We start from the raw sequence: 20,739 nt of genomic DNA, 5'->3' as shown, positions 1-20,739 counted from the left end.
CATGCTTGCGAAACGTACGAAACGCATAATGTATGTCCTAATCGCCATCATTACGGTTCTAGTGGTGTTCCCCTTCATCTGGATGCTTGTTCTGTCGTTTAAAAGCAACGCAGAAATCCTGTCCAATCCACTGGCCTTGCCGCATTCCTTAAGTTGGGGCAACTATGTCAATGCACTGAAAACACTTGACTATCCAAGACTATATGCCAATACCTTCATGGTCTGCCTGCTCGCTTTGGCCATCGAGCTGGTCATAACCTTCCTGAGCTCATTCGCTCTGGCAAGGATGGTGTTCGACCATCCCAATTTGCGGCGGCTGGTCTATGGGTTTCTCATAGCAGGGCTGTGCGTCTCACCTTTCATCCTGCTGTTTCCGGTGTATAAGATCAATATCTTCTTCGGATTACGGGAACAGTGGGCACTGGTGTTTCCCTATGTGGCCTCGTCAATTTCTTTCAACACCCTGCTCTTCGTCGGTTATCTGCAGGCCCTGCCGCCTGAAATTGACGAGGCGGCCATTATTGATGGGTGCTCCATATGGGATCTTATGATTCGTATTATTCTGCCCATGACCAAACCAGTCATCGCTACCGTGGTCATATTCAATGTGCTGTACATGTGGAATGAGTATCCCTTTGCATCGGTCATGCTGCGCAGGCAAGCTGACTACACGCTGGCGATGGGTGCCTCTTTCTTCAAGGGCACTTACACGGTCGACTATGGCGGCATTGTGGCATCCAGCGTCATGATCATCATCCCTGAGCTGATTTTCTACGGGCTCTTCCAAAAGAAGATCGTAGGCGGCATGGTTGCTGGGGCTGTCAAGGGGTGAATGAGGAAATTGGTGTTTGACCTTCTCTATTCAACAGACAATGAAAGGGCAAAGAATGAATAACCTAAACGGGCTGTTTCGAGATTTGACGACAATTACGGATTCGCGCAATGGGCGATTGTCGAGCTGGGATCATAGCGGAAGAAATCAGGACTACTGGGAGGTTCCGGCGGGCAAGACCACCTGCTTGGGGGAAATAGAAGGCCCTGGCTGCATCACGCACATGTGGATGACTTCCTCCTGCAGGAGGGTGCTGGCTCCTTCAATCATGGATCCCCATCAAATGGCACAGGCAGCTCCTGTCATGGAGATCGGTCCCGCCTTGGGTGTGGTCTGGGATGATTATGACCCCTTCTATTATCGGAAAGTGCTGATCAGCATTACATGGGATGATCAGGACAGTCCAAGTGTTCTTGCCCCCTTGGGAGACTTTTTCTGTATAGGGAACAGCTATCCGGGGAATTTCTCATCTCTGCCCTTCAACGTTTCGCTTAAACCCGAAGAGGCTGGAAGATTCGGCGCACCCTGTTCAGTATCGTGCTACTTCCCGATGCCGTTTGATCGAAAGGCTCGCATCGATATCATTAACGAGGGTGATCTACCCTTCATTCTGTATTTCAACATTGATTACGAAATGTATCGGGATCATCTTTCTAACGATACGGCATATTTCCATGCTTGCTGGAACAGAACCGCCCGTTGTGCAGGGTGGGGCGACGATTTGCAGGTCAACGCGCCAGAAGTCAACGGAGTACGAAACCTCAAAGGTGAGAACAATTACACCCTTTTGGACGTCAAGGGAAGGGGACACTACGTAGGGTGCAATCTGACCGTCCACCACTATCAAGGCAGCTGGTGGGGTGAAGGCAATGATATGTTCTTCATAGATGGAGAAGAGTATCCCAGTCTCAATGGCACCGGCACAGAGGATTACTTCAATAATGCATGGGGTATGCAGAGGAACTCTTTCCCCTTCTTTGGAACTATTGTCCATGAGGCGGATTCCAATGGTGTGCAGGTTTCATATCGATTCCATATCACCGATCCAGTCAGGTTCTCTAAGAGTCTGAGAGTCAGCATCGAACACGGACACGCCAATCAACTTTCTGATGACTGGAGCTCCACCGCTTACTGGTATCAGACCATGCCTGATGAAACGCCTCTGCATATCCTGCCGGTCGATCAGCGGATACCCGATGTGCCTACCTATGCCACCCGAGACGGTGGCATGCCTTCATTGACTGACGATATGCGTGAGGCCAGAGAATCCTACGAACGTCGTTGGAAGGCCTATAGACCGCTACGGCAGGAGCAGTTCCGTCTCAAGGAGGAAAAGACTGCTCGCGAGTCTGAATTGAATACGCAACTTGCTGCAGAGCAACGTCAGGCGTTCGACCGCTGACCATTTAACCAAGTGAAAGGAAAATCGGAAATGTCCCAGAAGAGTATGGCCTTGGCCATTGCACATGCGCAACAGCATATTGATGATCACAAGGCTCAGGTGTCTGCAGGAGTTATGAGGCAGGAATACCACTTCATGGGACAGACCGGTTGGATCAATGATCCCAATGGCTTGATCTGGTTCCGCGGACAATATCACATCTTTTATCAGTTCAATCCCTACAGCGGGTTTTGGGGTCGCATGTTTTGGGGTCATGCGGTCAGTGATGATCTCTTCCATTGGCGATATCTGCCGATTGCATTGGCTCCAAGTGAATGGTATGACGACCATCCACAAGGTGGCTGCTTCTCCGGTAGTGCCATCGTCAAGGATGAAAGGTTGTATTTGCTGTACACCGGCACTTCCAATAATGGCAGAGGGTTTGAGCAGAACCAGTGCCTGGCATGGAGCGATGACGGCATTCATTTCAACAAATATGAAGGTAATCCGGTCATCAGTGCCCCCGAGGGGGTATCTCATGATTTCTTTCGCGACCCCAAGGTCTGGGAGCACGAAGGTGCTTATTACCTGATATGTGGGGCGCAACGGCATGGTCAGGCCTGTGTCCTGCTCTATCGTTCCGACGATCTGGTCCACTGGCAGTTTCTCAACAACATGGCAGAAAGCAGGGGTGAATGGGGTTATATGTGGGAGTGCCCTGATTTCTTTAAACTTGGTGATCGTTATGTCCTATTTTGCTCGCCGATGGGAGCAGGAGAGCGCACAGTCGTCTATTTCATTGGTGATTTCGATTATCGGACTGGGCGATTCTGCTATACCACGAATGGAGAGATTGATTGGGGATTCGATTTCTATGCCCCTCAGACCTTCCTGGATGGTTCTGGGCGTAGGATCATGCTCGCTTGGGCGAATTGCTGGGACTGGATGCCGTTTTGGAAGGACTGGGGGCCGACATATCGCGAAGGTTGGTGCGGATCATTCTGTCTTCCGCGAGAGGTGCGCCTTGAAGGTCAGGATGAATTGGCATTCGAGCCAGTTCGAGAACTCTCGCTGCTCCATGTTGATCCTTATGAGTCGGAGCACATGGTAGTGGGAGTAGAGCCAACCGATATCCCTGTATCTGATGGCGTGCATTATGACCTGTCTTTTTCGATTGATCTGGTGACTACCACAGCCGACGTCGTCGAACTGCACATGCGCGCAGACAAGCAGCACGAAACTGTCTGCTATCTTGATCTGAAACGTGCACTCATGGTGGTGGATCGCAATCGTGCTGATGAATGGAGCAAGGGGGCCACCCGGAGTAGTTTGACTGGTGTGAGGAATGCTGCTTTATCAGTTCGCATCGTCAGTGATCGTACATCACTAGAGATTTTTGCGGATGATGGCAGAGTATGTCATTCGCTCAATATCTTCCCCAAAAATGGATGCAATGAATTTACTATTTCGACTCAAGGTGGTGAGGCCAACCTGTTGGGTCTGCGATCGTACGGAGTGCGGATTTGACGTCTTTGCCGCGGTGGCAGGCGTAATCTACTAATGATGCGGGTTATCCCGTCGGGTGCTGTGGTTGGCAGAGGTACCGAACACGTGTGATGGAGCCAGTATGACGACGATTAATGATGTGGCACAGTATGCTGGAGTTTCTAAAAATACCGTGTCCCGTTACCTCAATAATCGCGGATACATATCGCAGATGACTCGCGAAAAGATACGCAACGCCATTAATGTTCTTCAATATCATCCCAACCAGATTGCTCGAAGTCTGTACAGCAGCAGAACCAATCTCGTTGGTTTGGTCATACCAGACGTGACCCAGCCTTTCTTTTCGACGATGACCGCCTGCATAGAGGATCAGTTGGATCGCAGGGGCTACAAAATGATCCTGTGTGATACCAAAGACTCTTCGAGCAAAGAGAAGAAGTACCTGGAGATGCTCCAGGAAAACAAAGTCGATGGCATCATCATCGGCAGTCATTCAATTGATATACGGTATTCGGACATCAGTGCTCCAATTGTTGCCTTGGACAGGAACCTTGCCGATGACATTCCTGTGGTAAGTGCCAACCATGAGCAAGGTGGACGTATAGCTGCGCAAGCTTTTATCAGACATGGGTGCAAGAAGGTCATCCAGCTTGTCGGATATACGAAGGTGAGAACACCCTCAGGAAAGCGTCATGCGGCATTCGGCGAAGAAATGATGAAACATGGCATCGCCTGCCACACCTATGAACTCGGACTGAATCAGTTCGATTTTGACTCATATCTGGATGTGGCGGATATGATTCTGGATCGGTATCCCGATCTTGACGGCGTGTTCGCCGCTGATATGGTGGCGCTCGCAGTCCAAAAGAGGGCTTTGACAAGAGGATTGTCTATTCCTGCAGATTTGCTGGTGTTCGGATATGACGGGTCCTTCATATACAAGACTGCGTACCCGCCATTGCCTACGATCGTTCAGCCTTACCGACAACTGGCTAAGGTTGCGGTTTCCGTTCTCATGAAACTCATCAACAAAGAGCAAGTTGATGAGCTCTCTTACACGATTGATGTGAAGCCATCCATGCAAGAGGAGGGCATATAGGACAGCAAGGCGCAACATCCACGCGCATTTTCCTCATAGTTCCGCATAGTGCGAAATGGGTAAAAAGTCAAACCTATTTTTTCTGTTTGCTTTGCAGTAGATTAACCCATGGATCGTGTTGTACGGAAATATACAGCTTTATTGATCCTAGTAAAGCAGGTGAAGAAGCTGATACTGGAGGTCAGGATGGCTAAGACTGGACGCATATCGGCGCGCATGCCGTCGGTCCTAGCACTGCTGGCTGTGTGCTTCATCCTGTGTTGCCTGCCAATGCAAGCGGTCCTAGGGGCAACCGTGTCGACGAATTATGCTTCTTGGACCGATGTGGTTAAGGCCATTGATCAGGATCTGAATTCTGGGCGGCGAGCCTATGCTGATGGTGATCATGCAGGGGCTGCTGCCAATTTCATGGCTGCTTACAATTCAGACTATATCGGTTCGAACTTCGTTACAGTTACCGCTTCAACATTGGGGCGGGACCGCCGCAACGACTTGGATGAACGTTTTCAGTCTCTCCAGTCGAAAGCCTATGCGGATGACAATCAAGCCGGTATAGACCAAGATTGCCAAGCTTTGCAAGCCGATCTGGCCGCTGTGGCCACTCAACTGGATGCAACCCAAGGGCTGGCCAATCCCCGTGCCTACGCCAAGGCTCAGCAGGAGCAGATCAAGGCGGATCGTCGACGGCTGGACGCAGCCAAGAAGCATCGGAACAACGGCAAGGGCGACCGGACCTGGACCCAGGTGGCCCACGAGATGACGCCCATTCTGGACCAGGCGCTCGCCCAGGCATCCAAGGGACAGGGCCAGGCGGGATCTGACCTGGTCAACAAAGCCTATTACCAGTATTACGAAAAGCTGGGCTTCGAGAAGAACGTCATGAACGCCATCAGCGGCAACAGGGTCTCCCAGGTGGAATACCAATTCAAGGAGACCCGGATGGCCATGGTGGCGGGCAAGCCAGCCAAGACCCTGGTAAACGACCTGAAGAGCATGCTGGTCGAGGACGCCGCCGTTCTGGATGGAGGCGCCGCGGACCAGGTCAATGGGTGGACCTCCTTCCTGACCTCCGCCTTCGGCCAGGCCTTTGTGGTCCTGCTGAGGGAGGGGCTGGAGGCCATCCTGGTGGTGGCGGCCATCATTGCCTACCTGGTCAAGTCCGGCCATAAAGACAAGATCCGGCACATCTACTGGGGCATTGCGGCAGGCCTGGTGGCCAGCGGGCTGGTGGCTCTGCTCTTCACCCTGCTCTTCAACGGGAACGGTCCCCAGCAGGAGATCCTGGAGGGTGTGGTGGCCCTGGTTGCCATGCTCATGCTGCTCTACACCAGCAACTGGATGTTGTCCAAGTCTTCTGTGGAATCCTGGAACCATTACATACAGAGCCGGACAGTGGCGGCCATTTCGCAGGGCAGCGTGATCTCCCTGGCCCTGCTCTCCTTCCTGGCGGTCTTCCGGGAGGGGGCCGAGACGGTCATGTTCTACCAGGCTATTTTCGCCATGGCTCCTGGCGGCACACGGGAGATTTGGGCCGGTTTTGCAGCGGCCGCCGTGGTCCTGGTCGTCGTCTTCGTGCTCATCCGCTTCACCTCGGTCAAGATCCCCATCCGGCCCTTCTTCATCATCACCAGCCTGCTCATGGCAGTCATGGTGGTCATCTTCGCCGGGGGCGGCGTCCATGCCCTGATTGAGGGTGACCTGGTGCCGGCCACCTACCTGCCCGGCGTGCCCACCAGCGACTGGATCGGGCTGTATCCATACATGCAGACCATCGGCGCCCAGATCCTGGCGGCCCTGGTCGTGGTCGTGCTGGCAATTGTGTCGACCCACCGCCTGCACAAGCAGGGACAGGTGCAGTCGAATCAGGACTCCGGCGGGTCGTCGTCGGCAACCGTCCATCAGACGGAAGTCGAGCAGACCGCCGAAGGGGCTGTGCCCTCCCAGGTCACGGCAACCATGCAAACACCAAAGAGCGAAGGACAATCATGAAGAAGAGACAATTGACCGCCCTGGTCGCGCTGGTGCTCTCGGGCACCCTGGCCCTGGCGGGGTGCGGCTCCGGCGGGTCGGGCACCCGTGAGGCCCCCGCGCCTGAGGCTTCCGGCGCCTCCCAGTCCTCGGCGGGCAAGGGGGCTGGTTTCGAGGAGATTCCCATTCCGCCCGACGATCAGCAGAAGGGTCCACTGAACATCGGCACGGTCTTCTTCCAGCCCATCGACATGGAGCCTGCGTCCATGGGGCTGAAGGCGGCCGATGCCAGCCTGCACCTGGAGGCTGATATCCATGCCTTGCCCAACAACAACCTGGGCTATGCCAAGGGTGAGTTCGTCCCGGATCTGACCGTCAACTACACCATCCAGAACAAGGACGATCCCAATGACAAGCAGTCCGGCACCTTCATGCAGATGAACGCCTCGGACGGACCGCACTACGGAGCCAACATCAAAATGGAGAAGGCCGGGTCCTACAAGCTGACCTATTCCATCGACTCCCCGGAGAAGAAGGGATGGATGCTGCACGTCGATCCGGAGACCGGCGTGAAAGGCCACTTCTGGACCGAGCCCATCGTGGTCAGCTGGGACTGGGACTACACGCCCCACCAGTGGTGAGCGGCCGCCTATTATGCTTGAGCAATTTGTCACGGTCTTGCCGGGGACTCTGGCCCCGGCCCTCCTGGTCATGGTTTTCAGCGTGCTGCTAGGGGTTGGCGAGGGCCGTGATCGGCCCCGTTCCTCCTCCTGGCGGCTGATTGGCCTGGGGGTCGGCGTGTTGGGGGCGCTGGTCTTCGCCCTCCTGCGCGCCACCGTGATCATCAACCGGCGGACCATGGTCAACTATCCGACCCTGGTAGCCTGTGTTCTGGCCGACCTGGCCGCCATTGCGGTGGTGCTGGCCGCAGACCGACTGGTCATGGACCGGCATCACCGCCCCTGGGCCATGGATCTGGCCAACGCTCTGGCGGCCCTGGCCATAGCTCTAACCACCTTCCGCGCCCTGCCTGATGTCATCCTGCAGCTTACGGCCTTTGTCGAGCCGGGGGAGCCTGTGCTGACCTCGGCCATGCTCCTGCGGGCCTTGGGCTTCCTGCTCGGCTTGGCTGCCGCTGTGACGGTGGCTGCCATTCTGAGGACCATGCATACTTCTTGCCCCCGGATAGCCTTCCGTCTGGCCGCCTTGCTCATGGTGGTCCTGTTGCTGGTCCGGCACGGCGTAGCCCTGGTGGCCCTGATGCAGACCACCGGCCTGGTTCTTCTGCACGGCTGGGCCTTCCGGGTCATGGCCCTAGGATACAACGCCGACCTGATCCTGGTTCTTGCCCAGGTTCTGGTCTTCATCATTCCAGTCTTCGCCTGTTTGGTTGCAGGCTGGCGCATGCCAGTGACCGGAGCCTCCACAGCCGACGACCGTAGCCACCGGGCCTTCCGCCGAAGGGCCCTGGCATCAGCGGTCTGGAGCCTGGTGGCTATGATCGGCGTCACCCTGGCCCTGACGATGGGGACGGCCAAAGCCCACCAGGTGCCTGTGCTCTCGCCTCCGGAGCGGTATTCCTTGACCTCCGATACGGCCGCCATTCGTTTCTCTCAGGTGGAGGATGGCCACCTGCATCGATTCAGCTACCGGGCCAAGGACGGCACCGAGATGCGTTTCATCATCATCCGCAAGAATGGCGCGGCCTACGGGGTCGGGCTGGATGCCTGCGAGAACTGCGGGGATGCGGGCTATTACGAAAAAGACGGCAAGATTATCTGCAAGAAGTGCGACGTAGCCATCAACCTGGCCACCATCGGGTTCAAGGGCGGCTGCAATCCCGTTCCCTTGCCTTATAAAACCGGCCGGGGCGCCATACTGATCAGCACCGCCGATCTGGACGCTCTGTCCTCGCATTTCAAGAGCTGAGATAGGGAAGGAGCGGTTGGTATGTTCTTCATGCGAATGATGCTGCGGTCATTCAGCCGCCAGTTCGGGCGAAGAATGCTCATCGCCGTCACGGTCTGCCTGTCGGCCTGCGTGGCTACGGCTATGCTGGGAGTGGTCTTCGATGTAGGTGACAAGCTCAACGCAGAACTGTCCACTTACGGATCCAACATCACGGTCCAGGCCAAGGCGGATGCTGTGGTCTCTGACCTCTATGGCGACCAGTCAACGCCAACCGCCTTCCTCAAGGAGTCCCAGGTGCCCAGGATCAAGACCATCTTCTGGGCCTACAACATCACCGACTTTGCCCCCCGTCTGGATCTTCGCGGCACCGTGGACCAGGTCGGCGCTCCCCTGGTGGGCACCTGGTTCGGCCGGACCGTCAAGGTCGATAGCGGCGAGAGCAGCGCCGTAGGTTTGAAAGGTCTTCGGCCCTGGTGGAAGGTTCAAGGACGCTGGCCCAAGGACGAGGCTGGGTCCGCCGGCAGGACCGAGGCCATGATGGGCAAAGAGCTGGCTGCGCGACTGGGTGGCCGTCAGGTCGGCGACCAGGTCAAGGTGGGTCTGGATGGTAAACAGCAGACCGTCACTATTGTGGGCATCTTCGACTCCGGTGATTCGGATGCCTCCTCCCTCTACCTGCCCACCAGGGCGTTGCAGGAGATGTCCGGTCTGACCGATCAGATTGACCAGGTGGAGGTCAAGGCCCTGACCACGCCCGAGAACGACCTGGCCCGCAAGGCCGCACGAAACCCAGCCGCCCTCTCCCAGGACGAGTGGGAGACCTGGTACTGCACGGCCTATCCGTCCTCCATCGCCTATCAGATCGAGGAGGCCATCCCCGGGTCCATGGCCAAGCAGGTCAGACAGGTGGCAGCCCTGCAGGGCGATGTTCTGCAGAAGACCCAGGCGGTCATGATCCTGATGACCGTGCTCAGCCTGCTGGCGGCGGCCATCGCCGTGGCCAACCTGATGGCGTCATCCATAAGCGAGCGGTCATCAGAGTTCGCCCTGCTCAAGGCCTTGGGCGCCACCGATGGGGCCGTGTCCAGACTGGTGCTGGCCGAAACGGCCTTGATCGCCCTGGTTGGGGCTCTGGTCGGCGTCCTGCTGGGCTCTGGCGTGGCTCAGATCGTAGGCAGGGTGGTCTTCGGCTCGGGCATTACCATGAGGCCCATGGTCTTCGTGCTGGTCTTCGTGCTGCTGGCCCTGACCGTGCTGCTGGCGTCCATCTCGTCCATCAGATCGATTCTGCGGCTTCGGCCGGCGGAGGTGCTTCATGGCCGCTGATCGCCATAAGAGCCATATGACCAACACCCGCATGTTCCTGACCATGCTTTTCGGGGCCGTCTTCCGTCGTCGGGGACGGGCCCTGATGGCCGTGGTGGCCTCCCTGGTGGGGGCGGCCACCCTCTTCTGTCTGGCGGCGGTCTGCATTGAGGCTCCCAGGCAGATCAACCAGGAGATGCGCTCCTACGGGGCCAATCTGGTCGTCTCGCCCATTCAGGGGGGCAACCGGTCTGGCTCCGGCATCGAACAGGGCATGGTGGATCACACCACCCACATGGTGACTGCCAAGGCTCCGGCAAAGTACGCTACTTATCGATATGAGACGGTGCAGGTCAATGCCGGCGCCCGCGTGATGGCCGGCATCCACCCAGACCAGGTGCGCCAGCTCAACCGTCACTGGAGCGTGGAAGGAGCTTGGCCGAAGCCTGGTTCGGTCATGGTGGGGCGGGATCTGGCAGATTCGCTGGGGCTGACCACTGGCAAGCCAATAACTATTGGTTATCCGGCCGGGCAGTCCACCTTCACAGGCAAAGCCGGGGGGCAGGGTCGTGATTTTCGCGTGGGTGGCATTGTCGATACTGGCGGCCCCGAGGATCGCATTATCTACGCCGACCTGTCCGATCTGGAGCTCCTGACCGGGGCCAAGCGGGGTACCGATGTGATCGAATACTCGGTCAACACCATGACCTCAGGTCTGAAAGCCATCGCTGCCAGCATCAACGACATGACCTCCATGGGGGTCAAGGCCCGGCCGGTCGCCAGGATCACAGCAGGCGACAGCCATACCATCGCCATGCTCCAGTCGCTCTTCTGGCTGGTTTCGGTGGTGGTGCTGGTCCTGACCTTTGTGGGCGTGGGGACCACCATGGCTTCCATTGTTTCTCAGCGGCGCAGCGAGATCGGTCTGCGCAAGGCCCTGGGTGCCTCCTCGCGGGGGATAGCCATGGAGTTTCTGGCTGAGTCGGCCTGCTACGGGTTGGCTGGAGGCCTGATTGGCACCGCTTTGGGCTATGGCTTCGCCCGACTGCTCTGCCTGTCCGTCTTCCAGCGGCCGCTGGGCTTCAATTGGTGGCTGGCCTTGGGCACGGTCCTGCTGAGTGTGGCCATATCCATGATTGCATCTATTCGGCCGGTCCTCCGGGCTTCGCGTATCGACCCGGCCCTAGTTCTGAGGGAGGAATGACAATGACGCAGGCAAAGGCGAGCGAGTCCCAGTCAGGCGGCGGCATGCTGCTGGACCTGGACCATGTATCCAAGATCTACGGCGATCTGCATGCCTTGGATGATCTGAACCTGAGCGTCCCGCAAGGTCAGTGGCTGGCCGTAGTGGGGTCTTCCGGCTCAGGCAAGACCACGCTGATGAACATTCTGGGCTGCATGGATACGCCCAGCCGCGGCTCGGTCCGTCTACAGGGGCGGCCGCTGGAGGATCTGAGCCAGTCCCAGCTGGCCGATGTGCGCAAGAACGTGATCGGCCTGGTCTTCCAGAAGTTCTACCTGGTCTCGCATCTGACTGCCCTGGAGAATGTCATGGTGGCTCAGTACTACCACTCGGTGGTGGATGAGGACCAGGCCCTGAAGGCCTTGGACCGGGTGGGTCTGGCGGATCGAGCCCGCCACCTGCCCAGCCAGCTTTCGGGCGGTGAGCAGCAACGGGTCTGCGTGGCCCGGGCGCTGATCAATGAGCCCAAGCTGATTCTGGCTGACGAGCCCACTGGCAACCTGGACGAGGCCAATGAGCGGATCGTGCTGGACCTCTTTAGGCAATTGCATGACCAAGGAACCTCCCTGATTGTGGTCACGCACGATGCTCTGGTGGCCTCATGCGCCCAGCGGGAGATCATGCTCAACCACGGGGTGCTGGCCGGTGAGCAGTGGAATGATGAGGAGGCCAAGCAGGCCTACCTGGCAGCCGGAGGCCGGCCGGCCTTCAGCGGGGCTCCTGGCGACACCGGTGACCAGGATATTCCCGTGGGCTTCCATGACCCCACTAAAATGGCCAAGACAGGTGGATCTCTGCCGGGATCGGCCGCTGAGTCAGAAGGAGAACGCTGAGATGGCCACAAGCAAGTCTCGGGGGCTGGCCACGGCCTCGGCAACATTGGCGACCCTGGTGGCGGTCGGCTCCCTCCTAGGCGGCTGCGGAAGCCAGCAGGCCAAGCCCATGGACGACGAGTTCGCCGGATCAAACGCAGAGTCCAGTTCTGCTCCAGGGTCAGCGGAAGGATCCGGTACGGCAGGCGAGGGCAAGCCCACGGCCGTCTCCCGCGATGGACTGCCGACCGCTCCGGCTGATACGGGCAACTATCACGACGGCACTTACGCTCTGACGGGCAAGTACGGGCGTGACGGGGCTGAAAGCATCGATGTAGATCTGGACCTGTCTGGAGGCCAGGTGAGCCGGGTTCAGGTTCAGGGGCATTCGGACTCACCCATTTCGCGCGGTCACATGGAACGCTTCGCTCGGGCTGTGCCTGGAGTGGTCCAAGGGCGTCCGCTCAAGGACCTCAAGGTGGACAAGGTGGCTGGAGCCAGCTGGACCTCGGATGCCTTCAACAAAGCCCTGGATCTGGCCCGGCTGGAGGCTTCGGCGGACAGGTCATCCTAAAAACCGGGCTGTACGATGGCGGAAACAAAAGGGGTGAGGATTCGACTCCTCGCCCCTTTTCAGCAGGCCCTTATACTACCGATCCCACCATGGCCGCAGGGGGTAGGTGTCCGTGCCGGTCTCAGGATCGGGCTTGATGCACTGGAACTGGTGTATCTGAATGTTGTCGAGCTCGAAGTTGAGCCGCGCGCCGGCCATGTACAGGCCCCAGAGCCTCGCCTTGGGCGCGCCCACCATAGGCTTGGCCTGGTCCCAATGCTCCTGGAGGTTCTCAGTCCAGTGCTTGAGGGTCAGCGCATAGTGCTGACGCAGGTTCTCCTGAGTGATGACCTCGAAGCCGGTATCCTGGATGGCCAGTTCGATCTCGGCTGGGCTGGCCAGCTCGCCGTCGGGGAAGATGTAGCGGTCGATGAACCCGCCCGCCCGCTTGTGGTCGTGGGAGTTGGTGCGGGTGATCTGGTGGTTGAGCAGGATGCCGCCTGGACGAAGCTTGTCCATCATCTCCTTGAAGTAGGAGGGGTACTGCTTGTAACCCACATGCTCCATCATGCCGATGGAGCAGATCCCGTCGAAGCCGGACTCGGGCACGTCGCGGTAGTCCATCAGCCTGACCTCGGCCAGATCCTGCAGACCCTCCTGGCGGATCCAGTTCTGGGCCCATTCGACCTGCTCCTCAGCCAGAGTCACGCCGATGACGTGGATGCCGCGGCGGGCGGCCGCGATCTCCATGGAGCCCCAGCCGCAGCCCACATCCAGCAGACGGTCGCCCTTGTTCAGGCGCATCTTGTCCAGGACCATGTTGAGCTTATGCCACTGAGCGTCCTCCAGGCTGTCGTCCTCCTTCTCGAAGACAGCACAGGTGTAGGTCATGGAGGAGCCCAGGAAGAGCCGGTAGAAGTCGTTGGACTGGTCGTAGTGGTAGCTGACCGTGGCTGCGTCGCCCCGGCGGGTATGGGGGCGGATGCCCTCGGTCAGTCGCTTGGCCAGGGAAGGCCCCTCAATGGCGGGTGGCTCGGGTACACGCACTCCATGCGAGAAGACGGCCCCAGCTGCCCGGGCCAGATCCAGCTTGCTGGGGTGCTTGACAAAGTGCTTGAGGCCCATCAGTTCCTTGAGGACTTGGTAGGGGTTGCCTGGCAGCAGCTCGGGAGAATCCAGGTCGCCTTGCAGGTAGGCCCGGGCCAGACCCAGATCATTTGGATTTTCCGCGATGTAGTACATGGCACGGGAATTCTTGACTTCCAGATGCAGCGGCGCCTGCTCTTGCCCGAAGACCGACCCGTCGAAGGCGGTCACCTGCACAGGTGCGTCAGGGGTGAGGAAGAGCCCGATCATTTCGGCTACAGTCATCTTGCTTTTGGCCATGAAGCCCCCTTGTTTGTGACCCGGACATGACGGATCATGGCGGGTCGGATAGTTGATGAATATAGGTACTGTCTTCACCCTACCCCCGACACTGGTCCCCGCTGGTGCCATGTTCGGTGAATTATTCCGCATGGGAAACCTTGCCTGGGTACAGACTCTTTGGTAAGGCTGAACATGGAGGCGAGCAGGGAATGACCAGCAACGGATCAGCGTCAGTTGGAGCAGATGAGGCCTGGATTCAGGACACTCTTGCCAGATTGGAGCATTCGCGTTTCCGCGCTGGATTCTCTCTATCGGCCAGGGATCGCGCCTACGCCCGCACCAAGGGCAGGGATACCATCGACCGCCACGCCCATGAGATGCTGGCCAAGCGCGTGGGGCCTGCCCACCCTTTGAAGGACGGCAAGCAGACCCCCTACCGCGGGCATCCGGTCTTCACAGCCCAGCATGCTACGGCCACCTGCTGCCGGGGGTGCATCGAGCGCTGGCATCGTATTCCGCGAGGCCGGGCTCTGACCGATGCAGAGGTTGATGCCCTGGCCAGTCTGGTCATGGCCTGGATCGAGCGGGATCTGGTCAATCATCCGGTCCGTCCGGCCTGACGGACCGGATGATTTAGTCAGGAGGCTTGCTTCTGGACTTGTATGTTTGTCTGAGTCTCCAAATCAGCTCTTTCCCGCCAAGATTGAGCATAGTTACCATAGATGGTGCGGATCCGAGTACCTACGGGCAGGGCTGGAGATTCATTCTCTGTATTGGTTCCCCAGTTAACCCAGCCAGACTGTGGCCGTTGGACGATCTGAAAGCCGCCTGATGGTTGTGATGTCAGCCAGATCATGCATCGCCCGTTGCTGCTGTTGAATTCTGCAGTGCAATCAGCGGCCCCGGGGAAGATGGTTTGGTCTTGCAGGGATGAGACATCAATTGCCTGACTTGGCATGTGCCATGGACGTTCATTTGCATCGGCGGCCACATGTGCCTGGTCGGTCACCTGAGCCAGATGCTCTCGTATCTGTGCATCGGTGAGAGCGTGCTCCCAGTATGAGAACAGCCGCCAGTACAAATCCCAGTGTGCATTGGTCAAATCCCTGTCCAGAAGATTGCGGAAGTATGCGAATCTTGCTGGTTCTTCCTGGTGGTTTTCCTGGTTCTTGGCCTCGTTGATGATGGAAGCCACCTCTTGCTTCAACAGGGCTGCATAGGGATCGCCTTCTCTGTAAGGGGTGCGGTTATAGGAATCAAAGCGGTCAAAGACCAGTCCTCCTTCGCCGCTTTCAAATTCATCCCCGACTGTGATGCGATCCAGAGCACAGCGCCCGTTGACTTCAGTTTCAAAGTGATCCACTTGGTATCGGCGGTCGAAAAAGTCGACATCACGGTAGAAAGTAAATTCAACCGAGAAGGATTTGCCGCGTAGCTCTGGACGGAGACCATCCGGGATGCGTCCGCTGAGCAAATAGCGGTGCATGACCGGTCCGCATTCTTCAACCGTTACGTGTGCCACCATATGTTCAGTCGGGTTGACGAGCCCATTCTCAGGGGTGAAGAATGGCCCATAGAAACCGCCTAGGGCGTTGTTGCCGCTCTTAAGCAGGTCGACTTGCTCCTCCTTGCTCATGAAGTGCCGAATTCCCCACTTGGATGCGCCTTCTCCTGATCCTGTGCCTCTGCATAGTTCGAGATCGAAGTATCCGGTATCCAGCCTGCATACGGCATCACGCTCGTGAACTGAATGTATTGACCTGATACCTCCGGTGGCTTCAGACGATCCGGATGTGGGCCTAGTTGCGCTTTCCGGCTCATATGATGAATCGTCAAAGACTATAATTTGGTCGTCATGCGGTTCTACTATGCCCAGATAGACCGAGTTTTCGGGCGTGCCCTCCCCAGCCAGGCGTTGAAAGGGGACAGCACCTTCTTGCTCGACTTGAGCAGTCAGAATCGGCTGGTTGATTGAGCTGGGCAGACGTATCCGAATCGGTCTGGGGCCCGAGTGTGCTGGTCCGGAATAGTGAATCTGATAGCGTGCGGATATACTCATGGCTGTTGCCTCCTTATGCGTCTATGCTGGCCGCTCTTCTCCTTAGGAAGGAGAATGAGAAGGAATTCTGTTTCATTCCATCAATCAGGACTGCAATGATGATGACTACGCCTTTGATCAGCTGCTGAGTGAAGAATGGCACATTCATCAGCACGAGACCGGTTGTTAAGACTCCGAAGATGACCGAACCGATGACAGTGCCTGATATGCGTCCTTTGCCTCCAGCGAGTGAGGTGCCGCCGAGTACCGTTGCGGCGATGGCATCCATTTCATAGCCATTGCCAGCCGTCGGCTGTGCCGATACGACCCTGGCGGCGAAAATGCAGCCTGCCAGACCGGCGCATAGCCCGGCGATCAGGTAGACGGACATAAGGACTGACTTGACATTGATGCCTGCCAGCCGGGCGGCTTCTGGATTGCCTCCTGCTGCGTAGACATGAGCTCCATACCGTGTTTTGTCCAGGACCACCCACATGACCAGGTATACGACGATCATGATGATGAAGGGGATCGGGATGTGCCAGATATATCCGTTGCCGATAGCTCTAAAAGACAGATTGTTGTCAACAATAGGCAGTCCGCCGGTGATCGTGTATGCCAGTCCTCTCAGGAATGTCATAGTCCCGAGAGTGACGATGAAAGCGGCCAGGTTGCAATAGGCAATCAGCAATCCATTGACGAGTCCCGCTATTGCCCCAACGATGATGCCAAGGGATACGGCAATCAAAGGATTCATGCCTGAGCGGGCTGCCAGTACAGCCACACATCCGCTGACAGCGATTGTCGAGCCCACAGAGAGGTCGATGCCGGCCGTGATGATCACCAGCGTCATGCCTGCCGCCAGAATGGCGTTGATGGATATGGCCCTGGCTACGTTGAACAAATTGCTCAGCGTGCCAAAATTTGGCGCCTTTACCAGCATGAAGAGTATGAGCAGCAAGAGGACGAAGGGCATGCCAACCTTCTCCCAGATTGCCGCAATATTGACGTTTTTGCCTTTCATAATGCTTCTTTCATGTTCCAAGTTACGGTTGCCGGTTTCCCGAACGATGCATACGGACGGTGGATCGGAACCATGTGTTTGCTGTCTTATAAGTCAGTCGAGCAACTGCGGCTTGCTCACCCCGGTGGCATACGACATTACGTTTTCCTCAGACGCTTCTGATGCTGGAATATTGGCCACCACCTCGTTCTGCCGGACCACTAGAATCCGATCACTGACTCCCAATACCTCAGGTAGATCAGAGGAAATCATCAAGATTGCCTTCCCTGCTTTTGCGAGGGAATTGATCAAGCCATATATCTCCTGTTTGGCGCCCACATCTACCCCTCGGGTTGGCTCGTCAAGGATGAGCAAGTCCGATTTCTTGAGCAGCCATCGGGCTAGAACGGCCTTCTGCTGATTGCCACCGGACAAATTGTTGATCTCGGTATGCTCCATGGTCTGGTCGATGTTGACCTCCTGCATGATGTTCCGAACGGATGCCCGCATCTTGCCCTTGCGTAGAAGATGCAGATATTGGAACTGATCCAGTGATGAGATGGCGATATTTTCTTCGACGCTCATGACGGGGAAGATGCTCTGGGTCTTTCGGCTCTCCGGCAGGTAGGCTACTCCATGATTAATTGCCGATTTTGGAGAGTGGAAAAGAACCTTGTTCCCCTGAAGCCGGACGCTGATGGAGGCGCAGCGGTCGGCGCCAATTATGGCACGCGCCATTTCTGTCCTTCCGGCGCCGACCAGCCCGGACATGCCCACAACTTCGCCGGCGTGGACGTTGAATGATACAGGCTGGTCGTCTTCCTTGATTCTGAGATTTTCGACCCTCAGAACCTCGGCGCCTTTCTGTCGGGCATCGTGCTCATAGAGTTTTTCAACCTTTCTGCCGACCATTTTGGATACGACCTGAGATTGGTCGACCTGGGAGAGCTTGTCGGCCAACACAGTCTGGCCATCACGGAGCACGGTAATTCGATCAGCCAGACGCCAGACTTCCTCCATGCGGTGCGAGATGTAGATCAGTCCAGTGCCCTCGTCGCGAAGAGTACTGATCAGGGTGAACAGCTGCTCCGATTCGGCTTTCGATAGGGAAGCAGTGGGCTCGTCCAGAATGAGTATTCGGGCCTTCTGGGCGAGGGCCTTGGCTATTTCGACCATTTGCTGTTCGCCGATGCCTAGTTTGCCCAACTCCGTATTTGGATCGATGTCCGCCTTGATGACCTCAAGCTTGCTTCTGGCTTCATCCTTGAGGCGCTTTTTGTCTATCAGACCGTACCGCGTCTTTGGCTCTTGACCCAAGGCCAGGTTTTCGGCGACAGTCATGGTTGGCACGACATTGAGCTCCTGATGGATGATGGCAATGCCTTGATCCGTTGCCTGCTTGGGGGTTCGGATTTCAACAGGCTCGCCTTCGATGGCAATGGAACCGGAATCGAGGCTGAGGTTGCCTGACAGGATGTTCATCAGTGTCGATTTTCCTGCTCCGTTTTCACCCATTAGAGCCAGAACCTCATGGTCATAAAGGTTTAGGCTGACATTGTCAAGGACTGTTACACCCGAAAAGCTCTTGCAGATGTTCCGCAGCTCTAATAAGGCGGCTTTATTCTCAGACATGCTCACCACCCTTTGTACTTGTTGACGTTATCGCGAGTGATCATTTCGCTGGGAATCAGGATGGTCGTTTTCTTGGGTGTCTTTCCTTTGACCTTGTCTTGGGCGAACTTCACGGCCTGATCAACCATGGCCCTTGGATTCTGGGTTGCTGCACCAATGAAAGGCGAACCTGCCCGCTTGAGCTCGTCCACTCCTTGTGGGCTGGCATCGATGCCTGTGACGATGATCTGGTCCTGCCGCCCGGCTTGTTCCACAGCCAGGGCTGCCCCGAGGGCAGAGGGGTCGTTCATGCCGAAGATGCCCTGCACGTCCTTGTTGGCGGTGAGCATATCAGTGGTCACTGTCAACCCTGTGGCTCTATCGTTCTTTGAGGCCTGCTGGGCTGCCACTTTGATTCCAGGGTATTTCTTGAGCGCTTGCTTGCAGCCTTTGATCCTATCAGTGATGGTTTGAATGGGTGTTCCATCAACGATTAGGATGTTGCCTTTGCCTCCCAGCTTCTCTGAGAGGTAAGAGCAGGAAAGTTGCCCAGCCTGTACGCCATCGGTTGTCACGATCGCATCAGCTCCTTTGGCTGGGGTGTCAACAGCCACAACGATTATGCCCGCGTCTCTAGCTCTCTTGATTGCCGGTTGCAGGCCGCTTTCATCGACGGCGGATACGATAATCAGATCCACGTTCTGCTCGATGAAAGCAGAGATTTGGTTATCTTGGGTAGCCAAATCGAGTTGGGCATCCTGAACGTTCAGACGTGCCCCGATTCGTTTTGCCTCCTTTTTTGCTTCCTTGTCCATGGAGGAGAAGAAGGGATTCGACATATCTTGGACCATCAGACCAATGCTTTTGATTTCTGTGCGTTTTGGTGCAGACTGTCTGTCTTCGTCGCCATTGCTGCAGCCGGTTAGAGCGAGCGATGCGGCCAGAATTGCCACCATCGCAGTGACGATTTTCTTGGATCTCATAATTAATTTACCTTTCGCAAAACGGTCAGGCGGCCCCCGTTGGATACCTGCAACCGCACGATTCTCTGATCTTCAGTGATGCTTCAATCGTTTGATGGATGGGCCCCATCGTCATTTGCGGTTTCCCATCCGGTTTCGAATCGTCGTCACCTCCTTTTCTGTCTTGTTTCTGATCAATCAGTGCAAGAATGTGTTCAGCGGCCTTGGCGCCGATTCCATAGCTGTCTTCCGCAACCAGGGTGATGCGCGGTTTTAGCAGATCGGACCATATGAAGTCGTCGAACGCCACTAGTGCCAAATCATCGGGAACTTCAATTGCCCTTGCCTGCAGGGAAGTCATGATCCCCAGCAGTATTGGGTTGTTGCCGGCGATAATGACATCGGGCTGGAATTTGTCATGATCCAAAAACCCGTCGAGTGCTTTCCGTGTGGAGAACTGATCGTTGCCGCATTCTAGAACACGGATGGCGGCTCCGCATCGCGCAGCTGCTTGGCGGAGCCCTGATTCTCTGATATATCGGCTGTTCCAGACCGATGGGTAGATGACCAACAGCCATCGCTTGAAGTGATGCCCCGCCAGATGGCTCCCCAGTTTGTTCGAGGCATCCTTGTTATCTGTTGTGACATAGGAGAAGTCCTCGTGAGTTGATCCAGGAGTCGAATCGACGAAGACTACAGGCATCTTCCACTCCCGCAGCCGCTGCCGGGACGAATCGCTCAGTCCCAGGGTTGATATTATCCCTCCGGGTCGCGTTTCCAAGACATGCTGGAGCAGCAGGCTCTCGGCGGACTCTGAGTAGTGGCCGTCAATGGCGATGTCTGATATGAGCAGGTTTTCGCCCCGTATTTGGAATATGCTCTCGATTCCGCTAATCAGATCCAGGTAGTAGGGATTTGACATTCCTGCTGTAAGGAGACTGACCGAGTGGTGAAGTCCCTTGCGCAGATCCCTGGCATTGACGTTGGGAATGTAGCCCTTTTCTTTAGCGACTTTCAGTACGGCGGCACGTGTGGTTTTGGAGACCCCGCTTAGGTCGTTGATGGCCCTTGACACGGCATACACGGAAAGGTTCAGCTCGTCCGCAATGTCCTTCAAGGTAACGCCAGTGTGTTTCATCATCGAATC

At 56.6% G+C, this 20,739-nt stretch carries 18 protein-coding genes; 12 read left to right on the top strand and 6 right to left on the bottom strand.

Annotation, left to right across the window (positions count from 1 at the left end; genetic code table 11):
• Window position 1: 1 nt before the first annotated feature.
• The 11 genes from J3U06_RS07210 (at window position 2) to J3U06_RS07160 (ending at window position 12,631) form a co-directional block, all read left to right on the top strand.
• The gene (locus J3U06_RS07210; RefSeq protein ID WP_267431406.1) at window positions 2-832 is read left to right on the top strand and encodes a carbohydrate ABC transporter permease; all 831 of its coding nucleotides are present in this window, start codon (window positions 2-4) and stop codon (window positions 830-832) included.
• A gap of 16 nt (window positions 833-848) precedes the next feature.
• The gene (locus tag J3U06_RS07205; RefSeq protein WP_267444764.1) at window positions 849-2,234 is read left to right on the top strand and encodes a glycoside hydrolase family 172 protein; all 1,386 of its coding nucleotides are present in this window, start codon (window positions 849-851) and stop codon (window positions 2,232-2,234) included.
• Between the two features lie 30 nt (window positions 2,235-2,264).
• Window positions 2,265-3,740, top strand: a complete 1,476-nt coding sequence (locus tag J3U06_RS07200; RefSeq protein ID WP_267444763.1) for a glycoside hydrolase family 32 protein — start codon at window positions 2,265-2,267, stop codon at window positions 3,738-3,740.
• Between the two features lie 100 nt (window positions 3,741-3,840).
• Window positions 3,841-4,818, top strand: a complete 978-nt coding sequence (locus J3U06_RS07195; protein WP_267431409.1) for a LacI family DNA-binding transcriptional regulator — start codon at window positions 3,841-3,843, stop codon at window positions 4,816-4,818.
• 186 nt (window positions 4,819-5,004) lie between these two features.
• Window positions 5,005-6,807, top strand: a complete 1,803-nt coding sequence (locus J3U06_RS07190; RefSeq protein WP_416378948.1) for an FTR1 family iron permease — start codon at window positions 5,005-5,007, stop codon at window positions 6,805-6,807.
• Window positions 6,804-7,427, top strand: a complete 624-nt coding sequence (locus J3U06_RS07185) for an iron transporter (protein ID WP_045925021.1) — start codon at window positions 6,804-6,806, stop codon at window positions 7,425-7,427. The genes J3U06_RS07190 and J3U06_RS07185 overlap by 4 nt, the downstream gene beginning before the upstream one ends.
• Before the next feature lie 13 nt (window positions 7,428-7,440).
• Entirely contained in the window at window positions 7,441-8,715 is a 1,275-nt protein-coding gene (locus tag J3U06_RS07180; RefSeq protein ID WP_267444762.1) for a DUF2318 domain-containing protein, read from the top strand.
• 21 nt (window positions 8,716-8,736) lie between these two features.
• Window positions 8,737-10,023 (top strand): ABC transporter permease, encoded by a 1,287-nt coding sequence (locus J3U06_RS07175; protein ID WP_267444761.1) that lies wholly within the window; start codon window positions 8,737-8,739, stop codon window positions 10,021-10,023.
• A gap of 16 nt (window positions 10,024-10,039) precedes the next feature.
• Complete coding sequence (locus J3U06_RS07170) at window positions 10,040-11,206, top strand: ABC transporter permease (RefSeq protein WP_267444801.1); 1,167 nt, start codon at window positions 10,040-10,042, stop codon at window positions 11,204-11,206.
• 44 nt (window positions 11,207-11,250) lie between these two features.
• Window positions 11,251-12,078 (top strand): ABC transporter ATP-binding protein, encoded by an 828-nt coding sequence (locus tag J3U06_RS07165; RefSeq protein WP_267444800.1) that lies wholly within the window; start codon window positions 11,251-11,253, stop codon window positions 12,076-12,078.
• Window position 12,079: 1 nt separating this feature from the next.
• Window positions 12,080-12,631, top strand: coding sequence for an FMN-binding protein (locus J3U06_RS07160; protein WP_267444760.1), 552 nt, complete (start codon window positions 12,080-12,082; stop codon window positions 12,629-12,631).
• Window positions 12,632-12,706: 75 nt separating this feature from the next.
• Here J3U06_RS07160 and J3U06_RS07155 read toward each other — a convergent pair whose 3' ends face one another.
• Window positions 12,707-13,996 carry a class I SAM-dependent methyltransferase gene (locus J3U06_RS07155; protein WP_267400830.1) on the bottom strand — a complete coding sequence of 430 codons (1,290 nt, stop codon included), beginning with the start codon at window positions 13,994-13,996 and terminating at the stop codon, window positions 12,707-12,709.
• A gap of 191 nt (window positions 13,997-14,187) precedes the next feature.
• Here J3U06_RS07155 and J3U06_RS07150 point away from each other — a divergent pair, with 191 nt between their 5' ends.
• Window positions 14,188-14,598, top strand: a complete 411-nt coding sequence (locus J3U06_RS07150; protein ID WP_267444759.1) for a DUF4186 domain-containing protein — start codon at window positions 14,188-14,190, stop codon at window positions 14,596-14,598.
• A gap of 17 nt (window positions 14,599-14,615) precedes the next feature.
• Here J3U06_RS07150 and J3U06_RS07145 read toward each other — a convergent pair whose 3' ends face one another.
• The 5 genes from J3U06_RS07145 to J3U06_RS07125 all read right to left on the bottom strand — a co-directional run bounded on the left by J3U06_RS07145 (window position 14,616) and on the right by J3U06_RS07125 (window position 20,730).
• On the bottom strand, window positions 14,616-15,614 hold the full coding sequence (locus J3U06_RS07145; protein ID WP_267400825.1) for a hypothetical protein: 999 nt from the start codon (window positions 15,612-15,614) through the stop codon (window positions 14,616-14,618).
• Window positions 15,615-16,050: 436 nt separating this feature from the next.
• The gene (locus tag J3U06_RS07140) at window positions 16,051-17,040 is read right to left on the bottom strand and encodes an ABC transporter permease (protein ID WP_267444758.1); all 990 of its coding nucleotides are present in this window, start codon (window positions 17,038-17,040) and stop codon (window positions 16,051-16,053) included.
• 93 nt (window positions 17,041-17,133) lie between these two features.
• A complete protein-coding gene (locus J3U06_RS07135) occupies window positions 17,134-18,651 on the bottom strand; it encodes a sugar ABC transporter ATP-binding protein (RefSeq protein ID WP_267400822.1) in 1,518 nt (505 codons plus the stop codon).
• A 2-nt stretch (window positions 18,652-18,653) separates the two neighbouring features.
• The gene (locus tag J3U06_RS07130) at window positions 18,654-19,613 is read right to left on the bottom strand and encodes an ABC transporter substrate-binding protein (RefSeq protein WP_267431415.1); all 960 of its coding nucleotides are present in this window, start codon (window positions 19,611-19,613) and stop codon (window positions 18,654-18,656) included.
• Window positions 19,614-19,638: 25 nt separating this feature from the next.
• Entirely contained in the window at window positions 19,639-20,730 is a 1,092-nt protein-coding gene (locus tag J3U06_RS07125; RefSeq protein ID WP_267444799.1) for a LacI family DNA-binding transcriptional regulator, read from the bottom strand.
• Window positions 20,731-20,739 lie beyond the last annotated feature (9 nt).

This window comes from Bifidobacterium sp. B4142 (assembly GCF_026537325.1).
Classification (GTDB): domain Bacteria; phylum Actinomycetota; class Actinomycetes; order Actinomycetales; family Bifidobacteriaceae; genus Bombiscardovia.
Note: the sequence above shows the minus strand (reverse complement) of the source record. Positions and strands in the feature narration are given on the sequence as shown.

What these genes read in the sequence shown, in the direction of transcription:
- J3U06_RS07210 (WP_267431406.1), top strand. Translation starts at nt 2, where the DNA reads ATGCTTGCGAAACGTACGAAACGCATAATGTATGTCCTAATCGCCATC.
- J3U06_RS07200 (WP_267444763.1), top strand. Translation starts at nt 2,265, where the DNA reads ATGTCCCAGAAGAGTATGGCCTTGGCCATTGCACATGCGCAACAGCAT.
- J3U06_RS07195 (WP_267431409.1), top strand. Translation starts at nt 3,841, where the DNA reads ATGACGACGATTAATGATGTGGCACAGTATGCTGGAGTTTCTAAAAAT.
- J3U06_RS07190 (WP_416378948.1), top strand. Translation starts at nt 5,005, where the DNA reads ATGGCTAAGACTGGACGCATATCGGCGCGCATGCCGTCGGTCCTAGCA.
- J3U06_RS07185 (WP_045925021.1), top strand. Translation starts at nt 6,804, where the DNA reads ATGAAGAAGAGACAATTGACCGCCCTGGTCGCGCTGGTGCTCTCGGGC.
- J3U06_RS07180 (WP_267444762.1), top strand. Translation starts at nt 7,441, where the DNA reads ATGCTTGAGCAATTTGTCACGGTCTTGCCGGGGACTCTGGCCCCGGCC.
- J3U06_RS07175 (WP_267444761.1), top strand. Translation starts at nt 8,737, where the DNA reads ATGTTCTTCATGCGAATGATGCTGCGGTCATTCAGCCGCCAGTTCGGG.
- J3U06_RS07170 (WP_267444801.1), top strand. Translation starts at nt 10,040, where the DNA reads ATGACCAACACCCGCATGTTCCTGACCATGCTTTTCGGGGCCGTCTTC.
- J3U06_RS07165 (WP_267444800.1), top strand. Translation starts at nt 11,251, where the DNA reads ATGCTGCTGGACCTGGACCATGTATCCAAGATCTACGGCGATCTGCAT.
- J3U06_RS07160 (WP_267444760.1), top strand. Translation starts at nt 12,080, where the DNA reads ATGGCCACAAGCAAGTCTCGGGGGCTGGCCACGGCCTCGGCAACATTG.
- J3U06_RS07155 (WP_267400830.1), bottom strand. Translation starts at nt 13,996, where the DNA reads ATGGCCAAAAGCAAGATGACTGTAGCCGAAATGATCGGGCTCTTCCTC.
- J3U06_RS07150 (WP_267444759.1), top strand. Translation starts at nt 14,188, where the DNA reads ATGACCAGCAACGGATCAGCGTCAGTTGGAGCAGATGAGGCCTGGATT.
- J3U06_RS07145 (WP_267400825.1), bottom strand. Translation starts at nt 15,614, where the DNA reads ATGAGCAAGGAGGAGCAAGTCGACCTGCTTAAGAGCGGCAACAACGCC.
- J3U06_RS07140 (WP_267444758.1), bottom strand. Translation starts at nt 17,040, where the DNA reads ATGAAAGGCAAAAACGTCAATATTGCGGCAATCTGGGAGAAGGTTGGC.
- J3U06_RS07135 (WP_267400822.1), bottom strand. Translation starts at nt 18,651, where the DNA reads ATGTCTGAGAATAAAGCCGCCTTATTAGAGCTGCGGAACATCTGCAAG.
- J3U06_RS07130 (WP_267431415.1), bottom strand. Translation starts at nt 19,613, where the DNA reads ATGAGATCCAAGAAAATCGTCACTGCGATGGTGGCAATTCTGGCCGCA.
- J3U06_RS07125 (WP_267444799.1), bottom strand. Translation starts at nt 20,730, where the DNA reads ATGAAACACACTGGCGTTACCTTGAAGGACATTGCGGACGAGCTGAAC.